Source organism: Bacillus sp. MM09(2025), assembly GCF_050496725.1.
In the GTDB taxonomy this organism is placed as follows: domain Bacteria; phylum Bacillota; class Bacilli; order Bacillales; family Bacillaceae; genus Bacillus; species Bacillus pumilus.
On sequence record NZ_JBNWEN010000003.1, the window covers coordinates 239996 to 259860 of the forward strand.

Annotated in this window: 24 protein-coding genes; 22 read left to right on the forward strand and 2 right to left on the reverse strand. The window is 41.6% G+C overall.

Features of this window, described 5'->3' with window-relative positions:
- Window positions 1–88: 88 nt before the first annotated feature.
- The 19 genes from ACQYAC_RS05450 (at window position 89) to lysA (ending at window position 15476) form a co-directional block, all read left to right on the forward strand.
- A complete protein-coding gene (locus tag ACQYAC_RS05450; protein ID WP_429942877.1) occupies window positions 89–1219 on the forward strand; it encodes a S8 family peptidase in 1131 nt (376 codons plus the stop codon).
- A 115-nt stretch (window positions 1220–1334) separates the two neighbouring features.
- Window positions 1335–1982, forward strand: a complete 648-nt coding sequence (gene spoIIM, locus ACQYAC_RS05455; RefSeq protein WP_429942878.1) for a stage II sporulation protein M — start codon at window positions 1335–1337, stop codon at window positions 1980–1982.
- A gap of 118 nt (window positions 1983–2100) precedes the next feature.
- Window positions 2101–2553, forward strand: a complete 453-nt coding sequence (fur, locus tag ACQYAC_RS05460) for a ferric iron uptake transcriptional regulator (protein ID WP_003215577.1) — start codon at window positions 2101–2103, stop codon at window positions 2551–2553.
- A 117-nt stretch (window positions 2554–2670) separates the two neighbouring features.
- Entirely contained in the window at window positions 2671–2898 is a 228-nt protein-coding gene (locus ACQYAC_RS05465) for a YqzK family protein (protein ID WP_003215798.1), read from the forward strand.
- Window positions 2899–2904: 6 nt separating this feature from the next.
- Window positions 2905–3795: a site-specific tyrosine recombinase XerD gene (gene xerD / locus ACQYAC_RS05470; RefSeq protein WP_144462802.1), complete on the forward strand. Its 891-nt coding sequence runs from the start codon at window positions 2905–2907 to the stop codon at window positions 3793–3795.
- 151 nt (window positions 3796–3946) lie between these two features.
- The gene (gene deoB, locus ACQYAC_RS05475; RefSeq protein WP_268465992.1) at window positions 3947–5131 is read left to right on the forward strand and encodes a phosphopentomutase; all 1185 of its coding nucleotides are present in this window, start codon (window positions 3947–3949) and stop codon (window positions 5129–5131) included.
- Window positions 5132–5142: 11 nt separating this feature from the next.
- Window positions 5143–5955 (forward strand): purine-nucleoside phosphorylase, encoded by an 813-nt coding sequence (locus ACQYAC_RS05480; protein ID WP_058014768.1) that lies wholly within the window; start codon window positions 5143–5145, stop codon window positions 5953–5955.
- 157 nt (window positions 5956–6112) lie between these two features.
- Window positions 6113–7267 carry a D-alanyl-D-alanine carboxypeptidase family protein gene (locus tag ACQYAC_RS05485; RefSeq protein ID WP_412056879.1) on the forward strand — a complete coding sequence of 385 codons (1155 nt, stop codon included), beginning with the start codon at window positions 6113–6115 and terminating at the stop codon, window positions 7265–7267.
- A 162-nt stretch (window positions 7268–7429) separates the two neighbouring features.
- Window positions 7430–7783, forward strand: coding sequence for an anti-sigma F factor antagonist (spoIIAA, locus tag ACQYAC_RS05490; RefSeq protein WP_044141066.1), 354 nt, complete (start codon window positions 7430–7432; stop codon window positions 7781–7783).
- The gene (gene spoIIAB, locus ACQYAC_RS05495; RefSeq protein WP_012010447.1) at window positions 7780–8220 is read left to right on the forward strand and encodes an anti-sigma F factor; all 441 of its coding nucleotides are present in this window, start codon (window positions 7780–7782) and stop codon (window positions 8218–8220) included. Before spoIIAA ends, spoIIAB begins: the two co-directional genes overlap by 4 nt.
- A gap of 13 nt (window positions 8221–8233) precedes the next feature.
- Window positions 8234–9001: an RNA polymerase sporulation sigma factor SigF gene (sigF, locus tag ACQYAC_RS05500; RefSeq protein WP_003215778.1), complete on the forward strand. Its 768-nt coding sequence runs from the start codon at window positions 8234–8236 to the stop codon at window positions 8999–9001.
- A gap of 114 nt (window positions 9002–9115) precedes the next feature.
- Complete coding sequence (locus ACQYAC_RS05505; protein WP_058014771.1) at window positions 9116–9736, forward strand: stage V sporulation protein AA; 621 nt, start codon at window positions 9116–9118, stop codon at window positions 9734–9736.
- Window positions 9726–10142, forward strand: coding sequence for a stage V sporulation protein AB (locus ACQYAC_RS05510; RefSeq protein WP_429942879.1), 417 nt, complete (start codon window positions 9726–9728; stop codon window positions 10140–10142). The genes ACQYAC_RS05505 and ACQYAC_RS05510 overlap by 11 nt, the downstream gene beginning before the upstream one ends.
- A gap of 19 nt (window positions 10143–10161) precedes the next feature.
- Window positions 10162–10614, forward strand: coding sequence for a stage V sporulation protein AC (spoVAC, locus tag ACQYAC_RS05515; RefSeq protein ID WP_058014773.1), 453 nt, complete (start codon window positions 10162–10164; stop codon window positions 10612–10614).
- A 12-nt stretch (window positions 10615–10626) separates the two neighbouring features.
- Complete coding sequence (gene spoVAD, locus ACQYAC_RS05520) at window positions 10627–11643, forward strand: stage V sporulation protein AD (protein WP_003215736.1); 1017 nt, start codon at window positions 10627–10629, stop codon at window positions 11641–11643.
- Window positions 11643–11993 (forward strand): stage V sporulation protein AE, encoded by a 351-nt coding sequence (gene spoVAE / locus ACQYAC_RS05525; protein WP_034319923.1) that lies wholly within the window; start codon window positions 11643–11645, stop codon window positions 11991–11993. The genes spoVAD and spoVAE overlap by 1 nt, the downstream gene beginning before the upstream one ends.
- 6 nt (window positions 11994–11999) lie before the next feature.
- Window positions 12000–12608, forward strand: a complete 609-nt coding sequence (locus ACQYAC_RS05530; protein ID WP_058014774.1) for a stage V sporulation protein AE — start codon at window positions 12000–12002, stop codon at window positions 12606–12608.
- A complete protein-coding gene (locus ACQYAC_RS05535) occupies window positions 12562–14034 on the forward strand; it encodes a spore germination protein (RefSeq protein ID WP_050943818.1) in 1473 nt (490 codons plus the stop codon). The genes ACQYAC_RS05530 and ACQYAC_RS05535 overlap by 47 nt, the downstream gene beginning before the upstream one ends.
- 116 nt (window positions 14035–14150) lie before the next feature.
- The gene (gene lysA, locus ACQYAC_RS05540; RefSeq protein ID WP_180310792.1) at window positions 14151–15476 is read left to right on the forward strand and encodes a diaminopimelate decarboxylase; all 1326 of its coding nucleotides are present in this window, start codon (window positions 14151–14153) and stop codon (window positions 15474–15476) included.
- Window positions 15477–15515: 39 nt separating this feature from the next.
- On the opposite strand, the gene ACQYAC_RS05545 is transcribed toward lysA, so the two are convergent.
- A complete protein-coding gene (locus ACQYAC_RS05545; RefSeq protein WP_144486437.1) occupies window positions 15516–16400 on the reverse strand; it encodes a DUF1002 domain-containing protein in 885 nt (294 codons plus the stop codon).
- Window positions 16401–16721: 321 nt separating this feature from the next.
- Between ACQYAC_RS05545 and ACQYAC_RS05550 the strand changes: the two genes are divergently transcribed.
- Window positions 16722–17159 (forward strand): peptidylprolyl isomerase, encoded by a 438-nt coding sequence (locus ACQYAC_RS05550; RefSeq protein WP_429942881.1) that lies wholly within the window; start codon window positions 16722–16724, stop codon window positions 17157–17159.
- Window positions 17160–17201: 42 nt separating this feature from the next.
- Here ACQYAC_RS05550 and ACQYAC_RS05555 read toward each other — a convergent pair whose 3' ends face one another.
- Window positions 17202–18461 (reverse strand): MFS transporter, encoded by a 1260-nt coding sequence (locus tag ACQYAC_RS05555; RefSeq protein WP_429942882.1) that lies wholly within the window; start codon window positions 18459–18461, stop codon window positions 17202–17204.
- A gap of 246 nt (window positions 18462–18707) precedes the next feature.
- Here ACQYAC_RS05555 and ACQYAC_RS05560 point away from each other — a divergent pair, with 246 nt between their 5' ends.
- Together ACQYAC_RS05560 and ACQYAC_RS05565 are read left to right on the forward strand one after the other, a co-directional pair.
- Window positions 18708–19289, forward strand: coding sequence for a TetR/AcrR family transcriptional regulator (locus ACQYAC_RS05560; protein WP_058014777.1), 582 nt, complete (start codon window positions 18708–18710; stop codon window positions 19287–19289).
- Between the two features lie 212 nt (window positions 19290–19501).
- Complete coding sequence (locus ACQYAC_RS05565) at window positions 19502–19735, forward strand: DUF2164 domain-containing protein (protein WP_003215556.1); 234 nt, start codon at window positions 19502–19504, stop codon at window positions 19733–19735.
- Window positions 19736–19865 lie beyond the last annotated feature (130 nt).

The window sequence follows — 19865 nt, forward strand, 5'->3', positions numbered from 1 at the left end:
AAAATTTTTAAAAATAGGACAAACGATCGTTTCTTTTTGTCTGAAAATGTAGTTAAATGACAAAAAGATGAAAGGGAGAGTGAGTATTGTGAACATCAAGTCAATTGGAGCAGGGCTTTGTATGGCAAGTATGATGCTGGCATCGGTCACATTCGGCGCCTCACATATTTCTGCAAAGGAGCAAGCGAAAAAAGAGTACATGATCGGCTTTTCTTCTTCCGTTCAAGATCATACACAAAAACAGCTTGTTGAAGAAGCTGGTGGACATGTAAAAGAATCCATAGAGCAAATAGATATGATGAAAGTTTCCTTGAATGAGGCATCGAAAGAGAAACTAAATCGGGCAAAAGAAGTGACCTTCATTGAGGAGGACCAAAAGGCAAAAACAAACGGTCAAACGATTCCATATGGCATCAAAAGCATCAAAGCACAAAAGGTACATAAACGGGGATACGCTGGACAAAATGTCAAAGTAGCTGTTCTTGACAGCGGCATTGATGGCAAACATGAAGATCTACATGTCACTGGGGGAGTCAGCTTTGTTCCAACAGAGTCAGATCCGCTTGTTGACCCGCATGAACATGGGACGCATGTGACGGGCACAATTGCAGCGTTAGATAATAAGGTAGGTGTCGTTGGTGTTGCGCCAAAAGCTTCTATCTATGCGGTCAAGGTGGCAGATGAAAATGGTGACGGCTACTATAGCTGGATCATTAAAGGAATTGAATGGGCCATTGAGAATGACATGGATATCATCAATATTAGTATGGGTGGAGCAAGTGAATCTGAAGCGCTGAAAGAAGCGGTAGATCGAGCATATGACAAGGGTATTCTCATTGTGGCTTCTGCTGGGAATGCAGGAAGTTATGGCTCTCTCAACACGGTTGATTATCCAGCCAAATACAGCTCAGTAATAGCGGTTGCTTCTGTTGACCAAAGAAAACAAAGAGCCTTTGATTCATCTGTCGGCGAAGAAGTGGAAGTTTCAGCACCGGGCGTTTCAACGCTCAGCACTATTCCTCATAATGAATATGGCTACAAGAGCGGAACATCCATGGCATCACCGCATGTAGCAGGAGCTGCGGCTGTCATTCTATCAAAACATCCGAATCTGACAAACGATGAAGTGCGCGAGAGACTTTCAAAAACGGCTGCACAGCTTGGAGACCCTTTTTACTATGGTGCTGGGCTTGTGAACGTACAAAAAGCGGCACGATAAATGAGAAGAGAGAGCAGTGTTAGGCTGCTTTCTCTTTTTTCTTTCAATAAAACTGTCATGTTTCGTAATCTCTCTCATAGAATCTAGTAACCTTTACTATTTGGGAGGAAGACGCATGCGGAAAAAGTCTTGGAAGGAACATCTTCTTCAGCACGTAAAAGACCATCTATCAATTTATTTGTTTGTCTTTGTACTCTTTTTAATGGGCGTGATCTTTGGGGCCATCATCGTCAATAGTATGACAATTAGTCAGAAAGAGGATTTATTCTATTATTTAAATCAATTTTTTGGTCAGCTGACAAATGAGAAAGCTGCAGAATCAAAAGAAATGTTTTTGCAAAGCTTCTTGCATCATATGAAATATTTAGGTCTTATGTGGATACTAGGAATATCTATCATTGGCCTGCCGCTCATCTTTCTCATGATCTTTTTAAAAGGAATTGTCGTTGGGTTTACAGTTGGTTTTCTAGTAAATCAAATGGGACTGAGTGGCTTTTTCCTTTCGTTCGTATCGGTTCTTCCGCAAAACATATTACTTATTCCAGCCTATTTAGTGATTGGGACATGTGCGATTGCGTTTTCCATCCGTCTCATTGGTCAGCTGTTTATGAAAAAAACCATCAGTCAAGCACCTGTGCAGTGGTTCGCCCGGTATGCATCTATTCTACTGATGATTTTAGCACTTGCTGCACTTTCGTCCTTTTTTGAATCGTACGTCTCCTTCATGCTCATGAAAAAGCTGGCAGGTGTTCTTTTCTCATGATTTTATAATTGTTATTAAATAATAATCAATTTATTTATCAATTTAAAATGATTATAGTTGGCTCCCAGCACATCATTTGATATAATGGTCAAGTAATGTGGCGTAGGAGGGAAAGTCAATGGAAAATCGGATTGATCGAATTAAGAAACAGCTTCATTCTTCCAGCTATAAGCTCACGCCACAGCGTGAAGCAACAGTAAGAGTACTGCTTGAGAATGAAGAAGACCATTTAAGTGCAGAAGATGTATACCTCCTCGTAAAAGAGAAGTCTCCTGAAATTGGTCTTGCTACTGTTTATCGAACGTTAGAATTGCTAACTGAACTGAAAGTTGTTGATAAAATTAACTTTGGAGACGGCGTTTCGCGATATGATCTTCGCAAAGAAGGAGCCGCTCACTTCCATCATCATCTTGTCTGCATGGAATGCGGGACAGTCGATGAGATAGAAGATGATTTATTAGAAGATGTTGAAGAGATTATTGAACGTGACTGGAAATTTAAAATTAAGGATCATAGATTGACATTCCATGGTATTTGCCACCGGTGTCATGATGATGAATCCGGCAAATAATCCGAATTGGAACCTTTTCATTTAAGATGAAGAGGTTTTTTGCATTTTCGCTGTATATTCCTTGTCCCACCTGGCATATGCTGAAGTAATGAGAAGCTGAGAAAGGACATGAGAATCATGCGAAAATGGCTCAAAACAACAGGTGAAGTGATGAAGGTATTTATCTTGTTCACTGGTTTTACCGTCCTGTTCTATTATGCTATGATATGGATAAATTCAGAATATGAAAGCTACCATCGTTATGATAAACCAGAGGGTGCAGCAATTAAAGTGATGGAAATGGATCAGCCGAATCAAGACAACTGGCAAGACCGATTGATTTATTTTTATCAAAACGGGGAGTAGAAATCATTGAACGATCAATTATCCGACTTTATTCATTTTATGACAGTAGAGAGAGGACTCTCTGAAAATACCATTGTTTCTTATAAACGAGATTTACAGAACTACTTGTCTTTTTTAATGACACATGAGCAGCTGACGGATATAAAAGATGTTACGCGCCTGCATATCATTCATTATTTAAAGCAGCTAAAAGAGGAAGGGAAATCGAGCAAAACGTCAGTGCGGCATCTCTCCTCGATCCGGTCCTTCCACCAATTTCTGCTCCGGGAAAAAGTGACAACAGATGATCCGTCATGGAACATTGAAACGCAAAAAACAGAGCGGAAATTACCGAAAGTTCTATCACTAGGGGAAGTCGAAAAATTGCTTGATACACCAAATCAGCACACTCCATTTGACTACCGTGACAAAGCGATGCTCGAACTCTTATATGCAACAGGCATTCGCGTCAGTGAAATGCTGGATTTGACCCTTGCCGATGTACACCTCACAATGGGCTTTATCCGTTGTTTCGGTAAAGGAAGAAAAGAGCGGATTGTGCCAATTGGTGAAGCAGCTGCAAGTGCGATTGAAGAATATCTCGAAAAGGGAAGAAGCAAGCTGTTAAAAAAACAGCCGGCAGATGCCTTATTCCTCAATCATCACGGGAAAAAAATGTCGCGGCAAGGTTTCTGGAAGAATTTGAAAAAAAGAGCTCTCGAAGCAGGGATTCAAAAGGAACTCACACCCCATACACTCAGGCATTCATTTGCAACACATCTGCTTGAAAACGGTGCCGACCTAAGAGCTGTGCAGGAGATGCTTGGGCATGCTGATATCTCGACAACACAAATTTATACACATGTGACGAAAACAAGATTGAAAGATGTGTATCACAAATTCCATCCAAGGGCATAAGTAAAGCATGGCACGGTGAACGTGTGTCATGCTTTTTCATGTTTGCACCGTTTATGGTTGTCAACCGGCTTGTAAACGGTTTATACTTGAGATGTCAGACCTCTCTTTTTGAAAGGTTAAAAGACAAGAATATTGAAGGAGGCGCTTTTTAATGCCTGATTATCAGTATAAACGCATTTTCCTCGTCGTAATGGATTCAGTAGGAATTGGGGAAGCACCTGATGCTGCTGAATTTAATGATGTAGGTGCAGATACACTAGGACATATTGCTGAAAAAATGAACGGGCTTCATATGCCAAATATGGCGAAGCTTGGGCTGAGTCATATTAAAGAAATCAAAGGAATTCCAGCGGATGAGAAACCACTTGCGTATTATGGAAAAATGCAAGAGGCATCAAATGGGAAAGATACAATGACTGGACACTGGGAAATAATGGGTCTTTACATAGACACACCGTTCAGAGTTTTTCCAGACGGATTCCCAGATGAACTACTAAATGAACTAAAAGAAAAAACAGGCAGAGGCATTATTGGAAATAAACCTGCGTCTGGTACTGAAATTTTAGACGAGCTTGGCGAAGAGCACATGAAAACAGGCGATCTAATCGTTTATACATCTGCGGATTCTGTGCTGCAAATTGCTGCGCACGAAGAAGTGGTGCCATTAGATGAACTTTATCGTATTTGTGAAATTGCACGTGAGCTCACATTAGATGAAAAATATATGGTTGGCCGCATTATCGCTCGTCCATTTGTCGGGGAGCCTGGTGCGTTTGTCAGAACACCAAACCGTCATGACTATGCTTTAAAACCATTTGACCGAACAGTGATGAATGAGATGAAAGATGATGGGCTCGATGTGATTGCGATCGGCAAAATCTCTGATATTTATGATGGCGAAGGAATCACCTCTTCTCTCAGAACAAAGTCGAACATGGACGGAATGGACAAGCTGGTCGATACACTTAAAACAGACTTTACAGGACTCAGCTTTTTAAACCTTGTTGATTTTGATGCCCTTTACGGACATAGAAGAGATCCAGAGGGTTACGGAAAAGCACTAGAGGAATTTGACGCCCGTCTTCCTGAAGTGTTTGACCTGTTAAAAGAGGATGATCTTTTAGTGATTACAGCAGATCATGGAAATGACCCAGTTCATCACGGAACAGATCATACAAGAGAATACGTTCCGCTCATTGCTTACAGCAAAAAGCATCAAGGAGCAAATGAACTGCCAACTTCAAAAACCTTTGCTGATCTTGGAGCAACGGTCGCAGACAATTTCAAAACAACGATGCCAAAATACGGCACAAGCTTTTTATCTAAACTCAAATAGGGGGAAATCTCGTGGGAGCACAGTTTTCAGAAGCGGCGGCATACATTAAACAAGCATCGACATACGTACCAACAGTTGGATTAATCTTAGGTTCAGGGCTTGGCATTTTAGCAGATGAGATTGAAAATCCAATCAAATTGAAATATGAAGATATTCCTGGATTCCCTGTTTCAACAGTAGAGGGTCACGCAGGACAGCTCGTCATCGGGACGCTGAAAGGCACTGTCGTATGTGCGATGCAAGGACGTTTTCACTTCTATGAAGGATATGATATGAAGCAAGTAACGTTTCCAGTTCGTGTGATGAAAGAAATTGGCATTGAGACTTGCATTGTGACAAATGCAGCCGGCGGTGTGAATACTTCATTTCATCCAGGCGATCTCATGCTGATTACAGATCATATCAATATGATGGGGACCAATCCATTAATTGGACCAAATGACAGTCAAGGCGTTCGTTTCCCTGATATGTCTGCCCCATACGATAAAGATTTGCTCGCACTTGCAGAAGAAACAGCTCAGCGCTTAGGCATATCTGTACAGCAAGGTGTTTATGCAGGGATGACAGGTCCTTCATATGAAACACCGGCTGAAGTTCGTTTCCTTAGAACACTTGGCGCAGATGCTGTAGGCATGTCGACGGTCCCAGAGGTGATTGTTGCGCGTCATGCAGGAATTAAAGTGCTAGGTATTTCATGCATTTCTAATGCGGCATCGGGTATTTTAGATCAGCCGCTGTCTCATGATGAAGTCATTGAAGTAACGGAAAAAGTGAAAACGAGTTTCCTTGAATTAGTAAAAGACATTGTCAAACAACTCTCATAGTATGTTTTAAGAAGCCTTCTGTTTACCAACAGAAGGCTTTTTTTATGGCAATCATACGATCTCTGAATAAAACTGCCTCGATGAGGAAAAAATAGAAAGGATTACGATAATGGAGGTCTGCCACTTGAAACGTCATATATGTGCATTGTTTATTTTAATGATCCTTATCTCAATGGTTTCACCATCAGCGATAGCAAAAGAAAAGATTGAAAAACCAGAAGAAAAACAAACATCAGAATTGGTGCACGAAGCCAAATCAGCCATCTTAATAGAACGTGACACGGGAAAAATGCTTTACAACAAAAACAGCGAGGAAAAGCTGGCACCCGCAAGTATGACCAAAATCATGACGATGCTTCTCATCATGGAAGCCATTGATCAAGGAAAACTGAAAATGACTGACAAGGTAAGAACAAGTGACTATGCAGCTTCAATGGGAGGGTCACAAATCTTCCTTGAACCTGGAGAAGAAATGACTGTGAAAGAAATGCTGAAAGGCATTGCGATTGCGTCTGGAAATGATGCTTCAGTTGCCATGGCAGAGCATATTGCAGGATCTGAAGAACAGTTTGTGGAGCAAATGAACAAAAAGGCAAAAGAACTCGGCCTCACCTCTACGGTCTTTCAAAACCCAACAGGACTTCCTGAAAAAGACCATTACAGTACAGCTCATGATATGGCAAAAATGGCAAAAGAGCTGTTGAAATATGATCAAATCACAAAATTCACAGGTGTTTACGAAGACTATCTCCGTCAAAACACGGATAAAAAATTCTGGCTTGTGAATACGAACCGTTTGATTAAATTTTATCCAGGTGTCGATGGGTTGAAAACAGGTTTTACAGGTGAAGCCAAATATTGTTTGACCGCAACCGCTAAAAAAGGAAACATGCGCGTCATTGCTGTTGTCTTTGGCGCAAGTACACCGAAAGACAGAAACGCTCAAGTGGTCAAAATGTTAGATTATGCATTTAGTCAATACACCACACACCCGCTTTACAAACGAGGACAAGATGTAGCCGAAATCAAGGTAAGCAAAGGGACAAAGAAAAAAATTCAGCTTGTCACCTCTGAACCAATCTCCCTTTTAACGAAAAAAGGCGAAAATGTGGATCAGATTAAAAAAGAAATCAAACTGTCTCAGGATGTTACGGCCCCATTCTCAAAAGGAACGGAACTTGGAACCATTGTCTTGAAAAAAGACGGAAAAGTGCTGCATGAAAGCCCTGTACAAGCCAAAGAAGGAATGGAAAAAGCGGGCGTTTGGACGTTCTTCAAACGAGCGATGGCTGAATTTGTGAAATGGAAATAAAATGTGAAAGGCTGCTGAAACAGGCAGTCTTTTTGCTATGAGGAAGAAGAAAAGAACATCTAAATGTGACGAATGGTCACTAGTTTTGTCATGGTGAAGGATTTAATTGATAAAAAAGAGAAACAATCTTTATCCGAAATTAGAGCAAGGAGGAATAAAAAGATGAGCCTTGATATTCATTTTCAAGTAAAAGAGAGCGTACTTTGCATTCGATTAACAGGAGAGCTCGATCATCACTCCGCAGAAACATTGAGACAAAAGGTGACGAATTATTTGGAAACAGAGGACATTCGCCACATTGTGCTGAATTTGGCTGATTTAACGTTTATGGACAGCTCAGGTCTCGGAGTGATTTTAGGAAGATATAAAGAAATTAAGCAGCTTGGCGGAGAAATGGTCGTCTGTGCTATTTCGCCGGCAGTGAACCGGTTATTTGATATGTCTGGCTTATTTAAAATCATCCGTATGGAGCCTTCAGAGCAAACGGCATTGCAAACATTGGGGGTGGCATCATGAGGAATGAAATGAATTTGACCTTCTCTGCTTTAAGTCAAAATGAATCCTTTGCGAGGGTGACAGTCGCGGCGTTTATCGCCCAGCTTGATCCGACATTAGATGAATTAACAGAAATCAAAACCGTTGTGTCAGAGGCGGTGACAAACTCCATTATCCATGGCTATGATGGGAATCCAGATGGCAAGGTGCATATCGAAGTCACACTGGATGACCATGTTGTGTACCTTACCATCCGTGACGAAGGTATGGGCATTACAGATCTTGAGGAAGCAAGACAGCCGCTTTTCACGACAAAACCAGACTTAGAACGCTCTGGAATGGGCTTTACCATTATGGAGAATTTTATGGATGATGTCATGATCGACTCATCTCCAGAAATGGGCACAACCATCCGATTAACAAAGCATCTATCAAAAAGCAAAGCGCTTTGTAATTAAAGGAGCTGCTCATATGGATGTGGAGGTAAAAAAGCAAGCAAAAAAAGCCCAGCTGTCAAATGATGAAGTTAAAGAGCTCATCAAAAAAAGCCAAGACGGTGATCAGCAAGCAAGAGACCTCCTCGTAGAAAAAAACATGCGTCTTGTTTGGTCCGTTGTTCAGCGCTTTTTAAATAGAGGATATGAACCAGATGATTTGTTTCAAATTGGCTGTATTGGACTGCTAAAATCTGTTGATAAATTTGATTTGTCATATGATGTGAAGTTTTCGACCTACGCTGTCCCAATGATCATTGGTGAAATCCAGCGATTCATTCGGGATGATGGAACAGTCAAAGTCAGCCGGTCACTAAAGGAACTCGGAAATAAAATCCGGCGGGCAAGAGATGAATTGTCTAAGTCTCACGGGAGAATGCCAACCGTTCAGGAAATAGCCGAATATCTTGATATCACACCAGAGGATGTTGTCCTCGCCCAAGAAGCGGTCCGAACGCCGTCGTCGATTCATGAAACGGTGTATGAAAATGACGGGGATCCGATTACATTACTTGATCAAATTGCCGATCATTCAGAAGAAAGATGGTTTGATAAAATCGCGCTGAAAGAAGCGATCAAGGAATTAGAAGAACGAGAAAAACTCATAGTGTACTTAAGATATTATAAAGATCAAACACAATCTGAAGTAGCGGAGAGGCTCGGCATTTCACAAGTACAAGTCTCGCGGCTCGAAAAGAAAATTTTAAAGCAAATTCAAATGCAAATGGATCAAAAAGAGAGCTAGCCAATTTGGCTGGCTTTTTTCGTGTGGTAATTACCGGTAAATCAAGTTCTCTCGGTATGAGAACCATTTTTCACCACATACTATTTTTAACCCATCGTATAGGAAGTGACTTGGATGGACGGACAAATCTTTCTTCGGCTGCGCCATCGCATTAAGACCGGTAATGATCAGCTCATTTATTTAGAAGATATCGCCCAAATCACTGGTGATGAGTTTGCTGTGCAAAAGCTTAGCAAGATGCCGATATATCATGTCAGTAAAAAAGATCGTCACATCGCCGTTCTTGATATCATGCATGTGGTCAAAACGATCAAAAAATCATGGCCAGATATCGACATTCAAACCGTCGGAGGCGCTGAAGCCATTGTTGAAATTGATACAGGCAAACGCCAGCTTTCTCCCGTTTTATTTGTGTTCGTGTGGCTCTTATTATTTGTTGGAGCGGCGCTAGCCATTATGAATTTCCACGAGGATGTCAGTATGCGGCTTGTTCACATTCGTCTATATGAAATGATCACAGGTCAAACGGTTGAGCATCCTTATTTACTGCAAATTCCATATAGCTTCGGACTAGGCTTTGGCATGATCTTATTTTTCAATCATGTATTTAAAAAGCGTTTAAATGAAGAACCAAGTCCGCTCGAAGTGGAGATGTTTAAATATCAGCTCGATCTCGATCATTATGTCGCCCTTAAAGAAAATAAAGAGACAATGAAAGATATCCATGATCGGTAAGTGGCTTTTTGTCGCGTTAGTTGGACTTGGCGGCGGTTTAACGGTAGGAGCAGGATTTGTGGCATTTCTCACAGTACTTGGCATCATCCCTCGTTTAATGCAATTAACGAAAACGCAGCGCTTCATACAAGGATACGAGGCAGCTGTCATCACCGGGGCGGTCGTTGGCGGCTGGGCAACCTTGAGCGAGCTGCATTTGCATTTATCCAAATGGCTGGCGCTCCCAATCGGTCTATTAGCTGGCATTTTCGTCGGCATGCTTGCAGCTGCGCTGACTGAAGTATTAAATGTGCTTCCTATATTAACGAAAAGAATTGGAATGGACGGGAAAATTGTTTTGCTTCTCATGGCCATTGTCTTAGGTAAAGTATTTGGTTCACTATTCCATTGGCTTATTTATATTTAAAAATTTGGAGGGAACAACCGTGTCGAGTTTAAAAGAGAACTATCCATCTAAGGTGAAAACGTATCAGCCTAAACCTCCTTATGTCCTCAACTGCATCAAGGCTTTTCTTGTTGGTGGATTGATCTGTGCCATAGGTGAGGGGCTGCAAAATTTCTATATTCACTTTTTTGATTTTAATGAAAAAACAGCAGGGAACCCAACAGTGGCGACCCTCATTTTAATTTCTTCTATATTAACTGGTATCGGTATTTACGATAGAATCGGCCAGTTTGCTGGAGCGGGATCGGCTGTTCCGGTGACAGGATTTGCAAACAGTATGACAAGCGCTGCCCTTGAGCATAAAAGTGAAGGGCTTGTTTTAGGGGTTGCCACCAATATGTTTAAGCTCGCTGGGAACGTCATTGTATTTGGTGTCGTCTCGGCATATGTCGTAGGGATCATTCGATACGTCTTGGAAAAGATGTTTTCGTAGGAGGAATGAAACATGAAACTAACAGGTAAACAATCTTGGGTTTTTGAGCACAAGCTTTACGTCAATGCAGAGGGAACAGCTGCAGGGCCGAAAGAAAAAGAAGGGCCAATTGGTCATTTAATTGATAAAACGTATGACGAAATGCATTGTGATCAAAAGAACTGGGAAATGGCTGAAAGAAAACTGATGGAAGATGCGATATCCAGTGCTTTATCAAAAGCAAATTTGCAAAAAAGCGATATTGATCTATTGCTGGCAGGAGATTTACTCAATCAAAACGTCACAGCAAACTATGTGGCAAGAGAACTGAAAATCCCGTTTCTGTGTTTGTTTGGGGCATGTTCAACCTCAATGGAATCGGTTGCCATTGCGTCAGCACTCATTGATGGCGGTTTTGCCAATAGAGCCATTGCAGCGACAAGCAGTCATAATGCAACGGCAGAACGCCAATTTCGTAATCCAACAGAATACGGCGGACAAAAACCAGATACAGCCACAAGTACCGTCACTGGGAGCGGGGCCGTTATTATTAGCCAGGAGACCTCTCCAATTCAAATTACAAGCGCTACAGTAGGCAGGGTGATGGATCTTGGAATTACAGATCCATTTGACATGGGATCGGCCATGGCTCCGGCAGCGGCAGATACCATCAAGCAGCATTTAGAAGACCTTGGAAGAACGGTGGACGATTACGATCTGATTTTAACAGGGGATTTATCTGGTATTGGTTCACCCATTTTAAAGGATCTTCTGAAGGAAGAAGGCATTCAGCTTGGGAGGAAGCATGATGATTGCGGTTTAATCATCTATACACCCGATCAAAATGTATTCGCTGGTGGGAGCGGCTGTGCTTGTTCAGCTGTTGTGACATTTAGTCACATTTTTCAAGAAATGAAAGCAGGAAATCTGCAAAGAGTACTCGTTGTGGCAACCGGAGCGCTTCTTAGTCCAATGATGGTTCAGCAAAAAGAGACCATTCCAACCATTGCGCACGGTGTCGTATTTGAGCGTGCAGGAGGAGAGAGCTAATGGATTATCTTATCGCTTTTGTTGCAGGCGGACTTATTTGCGTCATTGGCCAGCTTTTACTAGACGTACTCAAACTTACGCCTGCACATGTCATGACCATTTTTGTTGTGGCGGGTACCATCTTAGACGGTTTCGGTATTTATGATAAATTTATTGAATTTGCGGGTGCGGGCGCAACCGTACCAATCGTCAGCTTTGGGCATAGCTTGCTTCATGGAGCGATGCATCAGGCAGATGTACACGGGTTCATCGGAATCGGGATCGGTATTTTTGAATTAACTTCTGCTGGAATTTCAGCTGCGATTTTATTCTCATTTATTATCGCTCTTATCTTTAAACCGAAAGGATAACCTAATATGGCGCAAAGACGGAAAGTCATTTTAGTGACAGACGGAGATATATATGCTGCCAAAACCATTGAGCTTGCTGCTAAAAATGTCGGTGGGCGATGTATTTCCAGCTCAAAAGGAAATCCAAGCAAACGAACAGGACCTGAACTTGTGCAGATGATTTTAAAAACGCCGAATGATCCAGTGTTTGTCATGTTTGATGATTCTGGCCTGACAGGTGAAGGAACAGGGGAGATAGCGATGAAGCATGTGGCGCGTCATCCTGAAATTGAAGTCATTGGGGCGATCGCCGTTGCATCCAAAACGCATCAAGCTGAATGGACAAAGGTTCATGTTTCCATTGACCGGGAGGGTGAACTGACAGAATACGGTGTCGACAAGCATGGTCTTCCTGAGATGGAACCTCATAAAATGAGCGGAGATACCGTGTATTGTCTTGATTCGCTCGATCTTCCGTTTGTTGTTGGAATTGGAGATATTGGCAAAATGGGACGGAAAGATGATCTGAGCAAAGGATCTCCAATTACAATGAAAGCGGTTGAATTAATTTTAGAAAGGAGTGGTTTCCATGAAGAAAGACAAGGTGAACGTGTACCGAGATCCGAAGAAAAATGAAGATTACTTTAAAGAAAATGTCGGAATGGGTCTCAGTTTTGACCTTGGCGTGCGAAAAATTTATATACACGATCAGGAAATCCAACTTTACTATGTAAATGGACTATGTGACACACAGTATGTCATCTACTTATTAAAAGAGCTAGTTGAAATCAATGACAACGAACCTGAATCTGATGACATGGCCCGTGTGATTGAGAATCGTCTTGTCAATCAGCAGGTCTCAAAGGTTGAAACACTTGATGAAGCGGTAGACCAAGTGCTGTCGGGCCTTGTGGCAGTTGTAGTTGAAGGTGAAAACTACGCATTTATCATTGATGTCAGAAGCTATCCTGGCAGAATGCCAGAGGAGCCGGATACAGAAAAGGTTGTCCGGGGCGCAAGAGACGGTTTTGTTGAAAACATTATTGTCAATACAGCACTCATACGAAGACGGGTGCGAGATGAAAAACTGAGATACAAAATGCTCAAAGTAGGCGAACGTTCGAAAGCGGATGTATGTGTTTGCTACATTGAAGATATTGCGGACCCAGATCTTGTCGATATCATAGAGAAAGAAGTGTCAGGAATCAAAGTCGACGGGCTGACGATGTCTGATAAAACAATTGAAGAATTCATTATTAAACAAGGATACAATCCCTTTCCCCTTGTACGTTACACCGAGCGTCCAGATGTCGCCGCTAACCATATACTAGAAGGGCATGTCATCATCATCACGGATACATCTCCTAGTGTCATCATTACGCCAACCACCATTTTTCACCACGTTCAACATGCAGAAGAATACCGCCAAGCACCTGCAGTTGGTACGTTCCTAAGATGGGTACGCTTTTTAGGCATTTTATGTTCAACGTTTCTTTTACCGATTTGGTTTCTGTTTATCCTTGAACCAAGTCTTCTGCCAGATAATTTAAGCTATATTGGCTTTAACAAACCGTCCCATATTCCTGTGATTTTACAAGTGTTTCTAGCTGATTTTGGAGTGGAATTTTTAAGGATGGCTGCGATTCATACGCCAACTGCATTGTCGACCGCCATGGGGCTGATTGCGGCTGTTTTAATTGGACAAATTGCCATTGATGTCGGTTTATTTACACCAGAGGTCATTTTATACGTCTCACTAGCGGCAATTGGTACATTTACTACCCCAAGCTATGAGCTGAGTGTCGCCAATAAGATTGTACGACTCATCATATTAGCGCTCGTGGCGATCTTTAAGCTGAATGGACTCATCATTGGTTTTACGTTGTTACTCATCTACTTAACATCCATTCGTTCATTGCAGACGCCTTATATGTGGCCATTTCTTCCTTTTAACGGGAAGGCTTTGTGGCAAGTGCTGATTCGGACGTCTGTTCCTGGCTCAAAAGTAAGGCCAAGCATTGTTCACCCTCAAAACAGATCAAAAATTCCGCCAAATTCTTAACGCTCATTGAAAGTGGCTGAAGATTGTGATATTGTATTTTTAACTTTGAGAAACGGCAAAAAGGCAGCTCACGCAGCTGTCTTTTTTCAGCCGAGGCGGAGAAAGAGGGAATGACATTGTATTTACACGGCACTTGCAGACAAAATGAACTCGGTCATTTAGAAATTGGTGGTGTTGATGCCGTTTCTTTAGCTGAAACGTATGGGACACCACTTTATGTATATGATGTGGCTTTAATACGGGAGCGTGCAAAAAGCTTTCAAAAAGCATTTATAGAAGAAGAGTTAAAAGCGCAGGTAGCATATGCGAGTAAAGCATTTTCCTCCATCGCAATGTTTCAGCTTGCTAAGGAAGAAGGATTATCTCTTGATGTCGTATCAGGCGGGGAGCTTCACACAGCCATTTGCGCCGGGTTTCCGGTAGAAAAAATTCATTTTCATGGCAACAATAAAAGCAGAGATGAATTAAAAATGGCGTTAGAGCAAGAGATCGGCTGTATCGTCGTAGATAATTTTTACGAAATGAAGCTCATTGAAGAGCTTGGTCAAGAGCTGTCAAAAAAGGTGAAAGTGCTGCTGCGTATCACACCAGGTGTCGAAGCGCATACGCATGATTACATTACAACTGGTCAAGAGGATTCCAAATTTGGTTTTGACCTTCACAATGGACAAGCAGATGAAGCGGTGAAACAAGTGCTTGGATCAGAAGTGATCGAACTTTTAGGCGTACATTGCCATATTGGTTCACAAATATTTGATACAGCTGGTTTTGTCCTTGCAGCAGACAAAATCTTTTTGAAGTTGGATGAATGGAGAGAATCATTTGGTTTTATTTCGACTGTGTTAAACTTAGGCGGCGGCTTTGGCATCCGTTATACAGAAGAAGATGAACCACTTCCTGCGACAGAATACGTCGAGAAAATTATCCAAGCTGTAAAAGAGAACGTGACACGCTATGAGTTTGATATGCCGGAGATTTGGATTGAGCCAGGTCGCTCTCTAGTTGGAGATGCAGGAACAACGCTTTATACGATCGGTTCATCAAAACACGTACCTGGCATTCGCGATTATGTTGCGGTAGATGGGGGAATGAGTGACAACATTCGTCCAGCTTTATATCAAGCGAAATATGAAGCGGCAAGTGCCAACAAAATGAGCCAATCGCATGATCAAACGGTTTCCATTGCAGGGAAATGCTGTGAAAGTGGAGATATGCTTATTTGGGATATCGATCTGCCAGAGTTATCACAAGGAGACTTATTAGCGGTCTTTTGTACCGGAGCTTACGGCTACAGTATGTCAAATAATTATAACCGTATCCCGCGCCCGGCTGTTGTATTTGTAGAAGACGGGGAAGCGCAGCTTGTGGTTGAACGCGAAACATATGCGGATATTGTCAAACTTGATTTACCTTATCAATCAAAAGTAAAATCATCTACTTAAAAAAAGCTGCCTGATGTACAGGCAGCTTTTTATGATGGCTTATTTTCCTCCAGTAAATACAGAGACGATCGCGTTCCAAATGGAGACAAAGAAATCCCAAATCTTTTGAAGTAGGTTTTTCCCTTCATCTGATTCTATGAATTTCGTAATCTTGTCTTTTGCTTTATCGATTTGAGACCCTACTTGGTTCCAATCGATATTGATGTTCTTCATTTTATCGAATAGTGAAATAAGTTGATCCTTTTGCTCTTGCGTTAGATTTAAGTTTAAATCAGAAGCAGCCTGATCCACTTTTTCTTCTACTTCTTTTGTTGTTTTAGGGACACCATTTTTCGCAATGTCATCCTTAATTTTTGCGATAAGGGCAGAAGCATTGTCTTTCCCGATGGAGTCACCCAATTTAGATGTTGTCACAAGCTCTTCGTTTGCTACCTGCTTCACATCTTCTGGAATGGCTTTGTCGCTAGACACTTCATAGGCCTTTAATAAACCCGTCAGTGCGGCTGTACCAGAAACTTCAAACGGTGCAGTCACAACAACTTTGGCATCCTTGACACCGGCTGTCATTAAAGCATTTAAATACATCTCATCTGTAATGGTCTTGATGTTATGAGTATCCACAGTCAGACCAGTACCTGATTTTTCTATGGTGATCGATGAAGATGATAATGCTCTCGTTCCGATAGAAGAACGGGGGATATACTTTCCTAAATATTCATGCTCTTCTTTATTGGTTACTTCAATTTTTGTCGCATTTTCAGGTGGATTCAACTCGTCAAGCACCTTCTGGCGATCAGCCGGAGTTAAGTCTTGCCCAAGTGTGACGATGACATCGCCGACAGCTGCATCCGCTAAGCTGACTTTTGGCGCACCAATGAGGAAAAGGAGCGCTGCCATCATACTAAGCATTGATTTTTTAAACATGTTGACCTCCTTCAAGTCGAAAGGGTTCCTCTTTCAAGAGAAACTCATCTTTTGAGTACACGTAAAGAAATGTACTCCATCATATAGACGTAACAAATCGATTCGACGTTTCAATTTTCTTTTTAAGATGTTTTCCTTTTCCAAAAAATAAAGACATGTTGCTCATTCTGTCACCAATTTAATAGGAAAAAAGGATCAAGCTCTTCTATTGTATCAATCCTAAGAAAAGAGGTAAATCACAATCAAAGAGCAGAGGATGTTTAACATGGCCAAAAATGTGCTATAATGAGCGTTGTTTAACCTGAAAGGAGAATGTGAAAAATGGCGAAAAAAGGATACATACAACTAACGAATGGTAAGAAACTTGAGTTTGAACTATACCCAGAGGCTGCTCCTGGTACAGTAGCAAACTTTGGAAAATTAGCGAATGAAGGCTTCTACGATGGACTGAAATTCCACCGCGTCATCCCTGGTTTCGTAAGCCAAGGCGGCGATCCAAACGGTAATGGAACTGGTGGTCCTGGTTACACAATTAAATGTGAAACAGAAGGGAATCCACATCAACATGAAAGAGGTTCATTATCAATGGCGCATGCTGGTAAAGACACGGGCGGCAGCCAATTCTTTATCGTCCATGACCCGCAGCCGCACTTAAACGGTGTTCACACTGTTTTTGGCAAAGTAACATCTGGTATCGAGGCTGTTCTAGATATGGAACAAGGCCAAGGAATGGAAAAAGTCGAAGTTTTCGATGCTTAATCCTTAATCCAAAACACCGCTTAAATGCGGTGTTTTTTATTATCAATCTGATTTTACGGTTATTTGTTCCGTGAGGCGGTAGGTGATGAACCAATATAAAAGGGTAATGGCGCTGACAGAGGCGCCAAATAAACATACTCCGCCCCAGCCATTGTTTGCGTATATACTGGTGGAAGCAATGGAACCAGTCGCACTGCCGATGGAGTAAAAAATCATATAAGCAGCAGTGAGCCGGCTTCTCGCCTGAGGCAGCACTGTGAAAATCATGCTTTGGTTGGTCACATGTACAGCTTGTACAGATAGGTCAAGAATGATAATACCGATGATTAATAAAATGAGTGAATATTCTGTGAAATAGATAAAAAACCATGAAATGAGTAATAGGACAAGAGCTATAAAAGTTGTTAATTGTCCTAAGCCTCGATCAGCAAGCCGTCCAGCCCGGGCAGCGCCTAATGCCCCGGCAACTCCGGCAAGACCAAATGAACCGATCGCCGTATGTGAAAGATTGTGTGGCGAGCTGCTGAGAGGCAGCACGAGTGAAGTCCACAACGTACCAAACACGATAAAGATCAGAAAACCCAGTATGCCTCGGATGCGAAGAATTCGTTCTTGTCTGAACAATATAAACATTGAAGCGAGCAGCTTCATATAGGATATAGATGCTCTCTTGCTGTGAGCACGCGGGAGATACCGGTATAACACGCCGGTTATAATGAGCATCATAACGGCAGACACGAGATAGACTGACCTCCAGCCAGCGAGATCGGTTAGTACACCAGCAAACGTTCGTGCGAGAAGAATACCAATCACAATGCCACTTTGAACCAAGCCCACGATACGGCCTCGTTCTTCAGGGGCAGCCCATGTCGCTGCGAACGCTACGAGTACCTGAGTGACCACAGCAAGCATGCCGACGGCAGCCAGCCCTATGAACAGGACGGTGGCAGTAGGGGCGATGCCGACTAGAATCAGAGATAACACGAATACTAGCATCTGAGCCATGATGAGCCGCCTTTGATTAAACAGATCACCAAGTGGTACGATCAGTAGCAGTCCTAGTGCATAACAAAGTTGAGTAATCGTAATGACCATGCCAATGGATGAATAGGTGATACCAAACTCGGATGCGAGAGAGTCTAATAACGGTTGTGCAAAGTATATGTTTGCAACTGCCATCCCGCAGGCTGACGCAAACAGCAGAGCCATATAGCGAGTCATCGCTTGTTTCGGTTTGTTTTGTAAATGAGCCGTTTCCAAATCAAGATGTTCAATGGGAGTGTTTTTTCTTTCACCATGCATGTCATCGTCTCCTTTTGTACTAAAAAGTATAATATACCGATCAGTATATTATGATTCCTGTTAAGGATAACCAACAAAACATTTTAAAGTCAATACTTTCATTTTGAAAGAGGAAGGCAATTTGACAATCGTACATCGATAAAATAAAATTATAATGTACCGATTGGTAATCAAATAGAGAATAATATCAAAAAATAGATGCCTGACTTTGTGAAGAAATTTTAATGTTGAAATGAGGAATTACTGATGGTTCGACAACGGGAATTTGACAAGGAAAAAGCGTTGGATGAGGCAATGGTGCTTTTTTGGGAAAAAGGGTATAGGGCCACTACATTAAGCGATTTGACTGAAAAAATGGGAATACAGCGGCCAAGTTTATACTCAGCGTTTGGAGATAAAGAGGAATTATTTGAGGCTGCATTACGCAAATACACAAAGCAGCATGCTGCCCATATTCGAACAAAACTTCAAAACAATCTTTCTGTCAAGGAAGCATTTCATGCATTATTTGCAGATTTAGTAGAAGAGGAATATAGAGATGGTCCGAGTAAAGGGTGTTTTTGCATCAATACAATAGTGGAACTTGCGCCACACGAAGAGAAATTTGAAATTCTGACAAGAGAGCATCAGATGTATCTTTCCGTCATTTTCGAAGAAAGAATTATTCAAGGTATTCGCTCGGGTGAGCTCAAAAGCAGCCTGAATGCGAAAGCTTTAGCACAAACACTGGTCGTTTCTTTCATAGGACTGACCGTTCTCATGAAATCTCGTCCAGAGCGTTCATTTGTAGATCATTCTGTAGCGACGATACTTTCCATATTAAAATAAAATGGACAACATGCTATGGCATCCTCCTTCAATAAGAGTGATAGCGTATTTTGAACTAAATATCAAAATACGCTTTTTCTTTTAGGACAGTGATGGACAAAATTCGATTTTGTGATATGATAAGAGAACAAACATTCGTATTTGTGGGTGTCACCACATTGTCAGTACAAATCAAAAAAGCGTGGTCATGCTGAAAGAAAGCAGGAGATAATTTGAAACCATTAACAAAAGAAGAAAAAAATCAAATGATGATTGCCATTCAGCGTTATTTTGCCGAAGAACGAGAAGAAGAAATTGGTGAATTAGCAGCCATCAATATACTAGAATTTATCACAAAAAATCTTGGAAGCTACTATTATAATCAAGGGGTTCGTGACAGCCGAAACATCGCTGTTCAGAGATCACAATTGTTAGAGGAAGATTTATTCGCACTCGAAAAAAGATGATCATCAATGATGTGTGCTTTGCTAACTGATAAAGAGGAAAGAGACCCCCTTAATAAAGAACGCATATTCGTAACATATGTAATGATGAAAAGGTGGAACCAAAGGTCCATCTCAATCGTTATATAAGTAA

Coding starts and splice junctions, on each gene's coding strand:
- spoIIM (WP_429942878.1), top strand. CDS start 1,335: ATGCGGAAAAAGTCTTGGAAGGAACATCTTCTTCAGCACGTAAAAGAC.
- fur (WP_003215577.1), top strand. CDS start 2,101: ATGGAAAATCGGATTGATCGAATTAAGAAACAGCTTCATTCTTCCAGC.
- ACQYAC_RS05465 (WP_003215798.1), top strand. CDS start 2,671: ATGCGAAAATGGCTCAAAACAACAGGTGAAGTGATGAAGGTATTTATC.
- deoB (WP_268465992.1), top strand. CDS start 3,947: ATGCCTGATTATCAGTATAAACGCATTTTCCTCGTCGTAATGGATTCA.
- ACQYAC_RS05485 (WP_412056879.1), top strand. CDS start 6,113: ATGATCCTTATCTCAATGGTTTCACCATCAGCGATAGCAAAAGAAAAG.
- spoIIAA (WP_044141066.1), top strand. CDS start 7,430: ATGAGCCTTGATATTCATTTTCAAGTAAAAGAGAGCGTACTTTGCATT.
- spoIIAB (WP_012010447.1), top strand. CDS start 7,780: ATGAGGAATGAAATGAATTTGACCTTCTCTGCTTTAAGTCAAAATGAA.
- sigF (WP_003215778.1), top strand. CDS start 8,234: ATGGATGTGGAGGTAAAAAAGCAAGCAAAAAAAGCCCAGCTGTCAAAT.
- ACQYAC_RS05505 (WP_058014771.1), top strand. CDS start 9,116: ATGGACGGACAAATCTTTCTTCGGCTGCGCCATCGCATTAAGACCGGT.
- ACQYAC_RS05510 (WP_429942879.1), top strand. CDS start 9,726: ATGATCGGTAAGTGGCTTTTTGTCGCGTTAGTTGGACTTGGCGGCGGT.
- spoVAD (WP_003215736.1), top strand. CDS start 10,627: ATGAAACTAACAGGTAAACAATCTTGGGTTTTTGAGCACAAGCTTTAC.
- spoVAE (WP_034319923.1), top strand. CDS start 11,643: ATGGATTATCTTATCGCTTTTGTTGCAGGCGGACTTATTTGCGTCATT.
- ACQYAC_RS05530 (WP_058014774.1), top strand. CDS start 12,000: ATGGCGCAAAGACGGAAAGTCATTTTAGTGACAGACGGAGATATATAT.
- ACQYAC_RS05535 (WP_050943818.1), top strand. CDS start 12,562: ATGAAGAAAGACAAGGTGAACGTGTACCGAGATCCGAAGAAAAATGAA.
- ACQYAC_RS05545 (WP_144486437.1), bottom strand. CDS start 16,400: ATGTTTAAAAAATCAATGCTTAGTATGATGGCAGCGCTCCTTTTCCTC.
- ACQYAC_RS05550 (WP_429942881.1), top strand. CDS start 16,722: ATGGCGAAAAAAGGATACATACAACTAACGAATGGTAAGAAACTTGAG.
- ACQYAC_RS05555 (WP_429942882.1), bottom strand. CDS start 18,461: ATGCATGGTGAAAGAAAAAACACTCCCATTGAACATCTTGATTTGGAA.
- ACQYAC_RS05560 (WP_058014777.1), top strand. CDS start 18,708: ATGGTTCGACAACGGGAATTTGACAAGGAAAAAGCGTTGGATGAGGCA.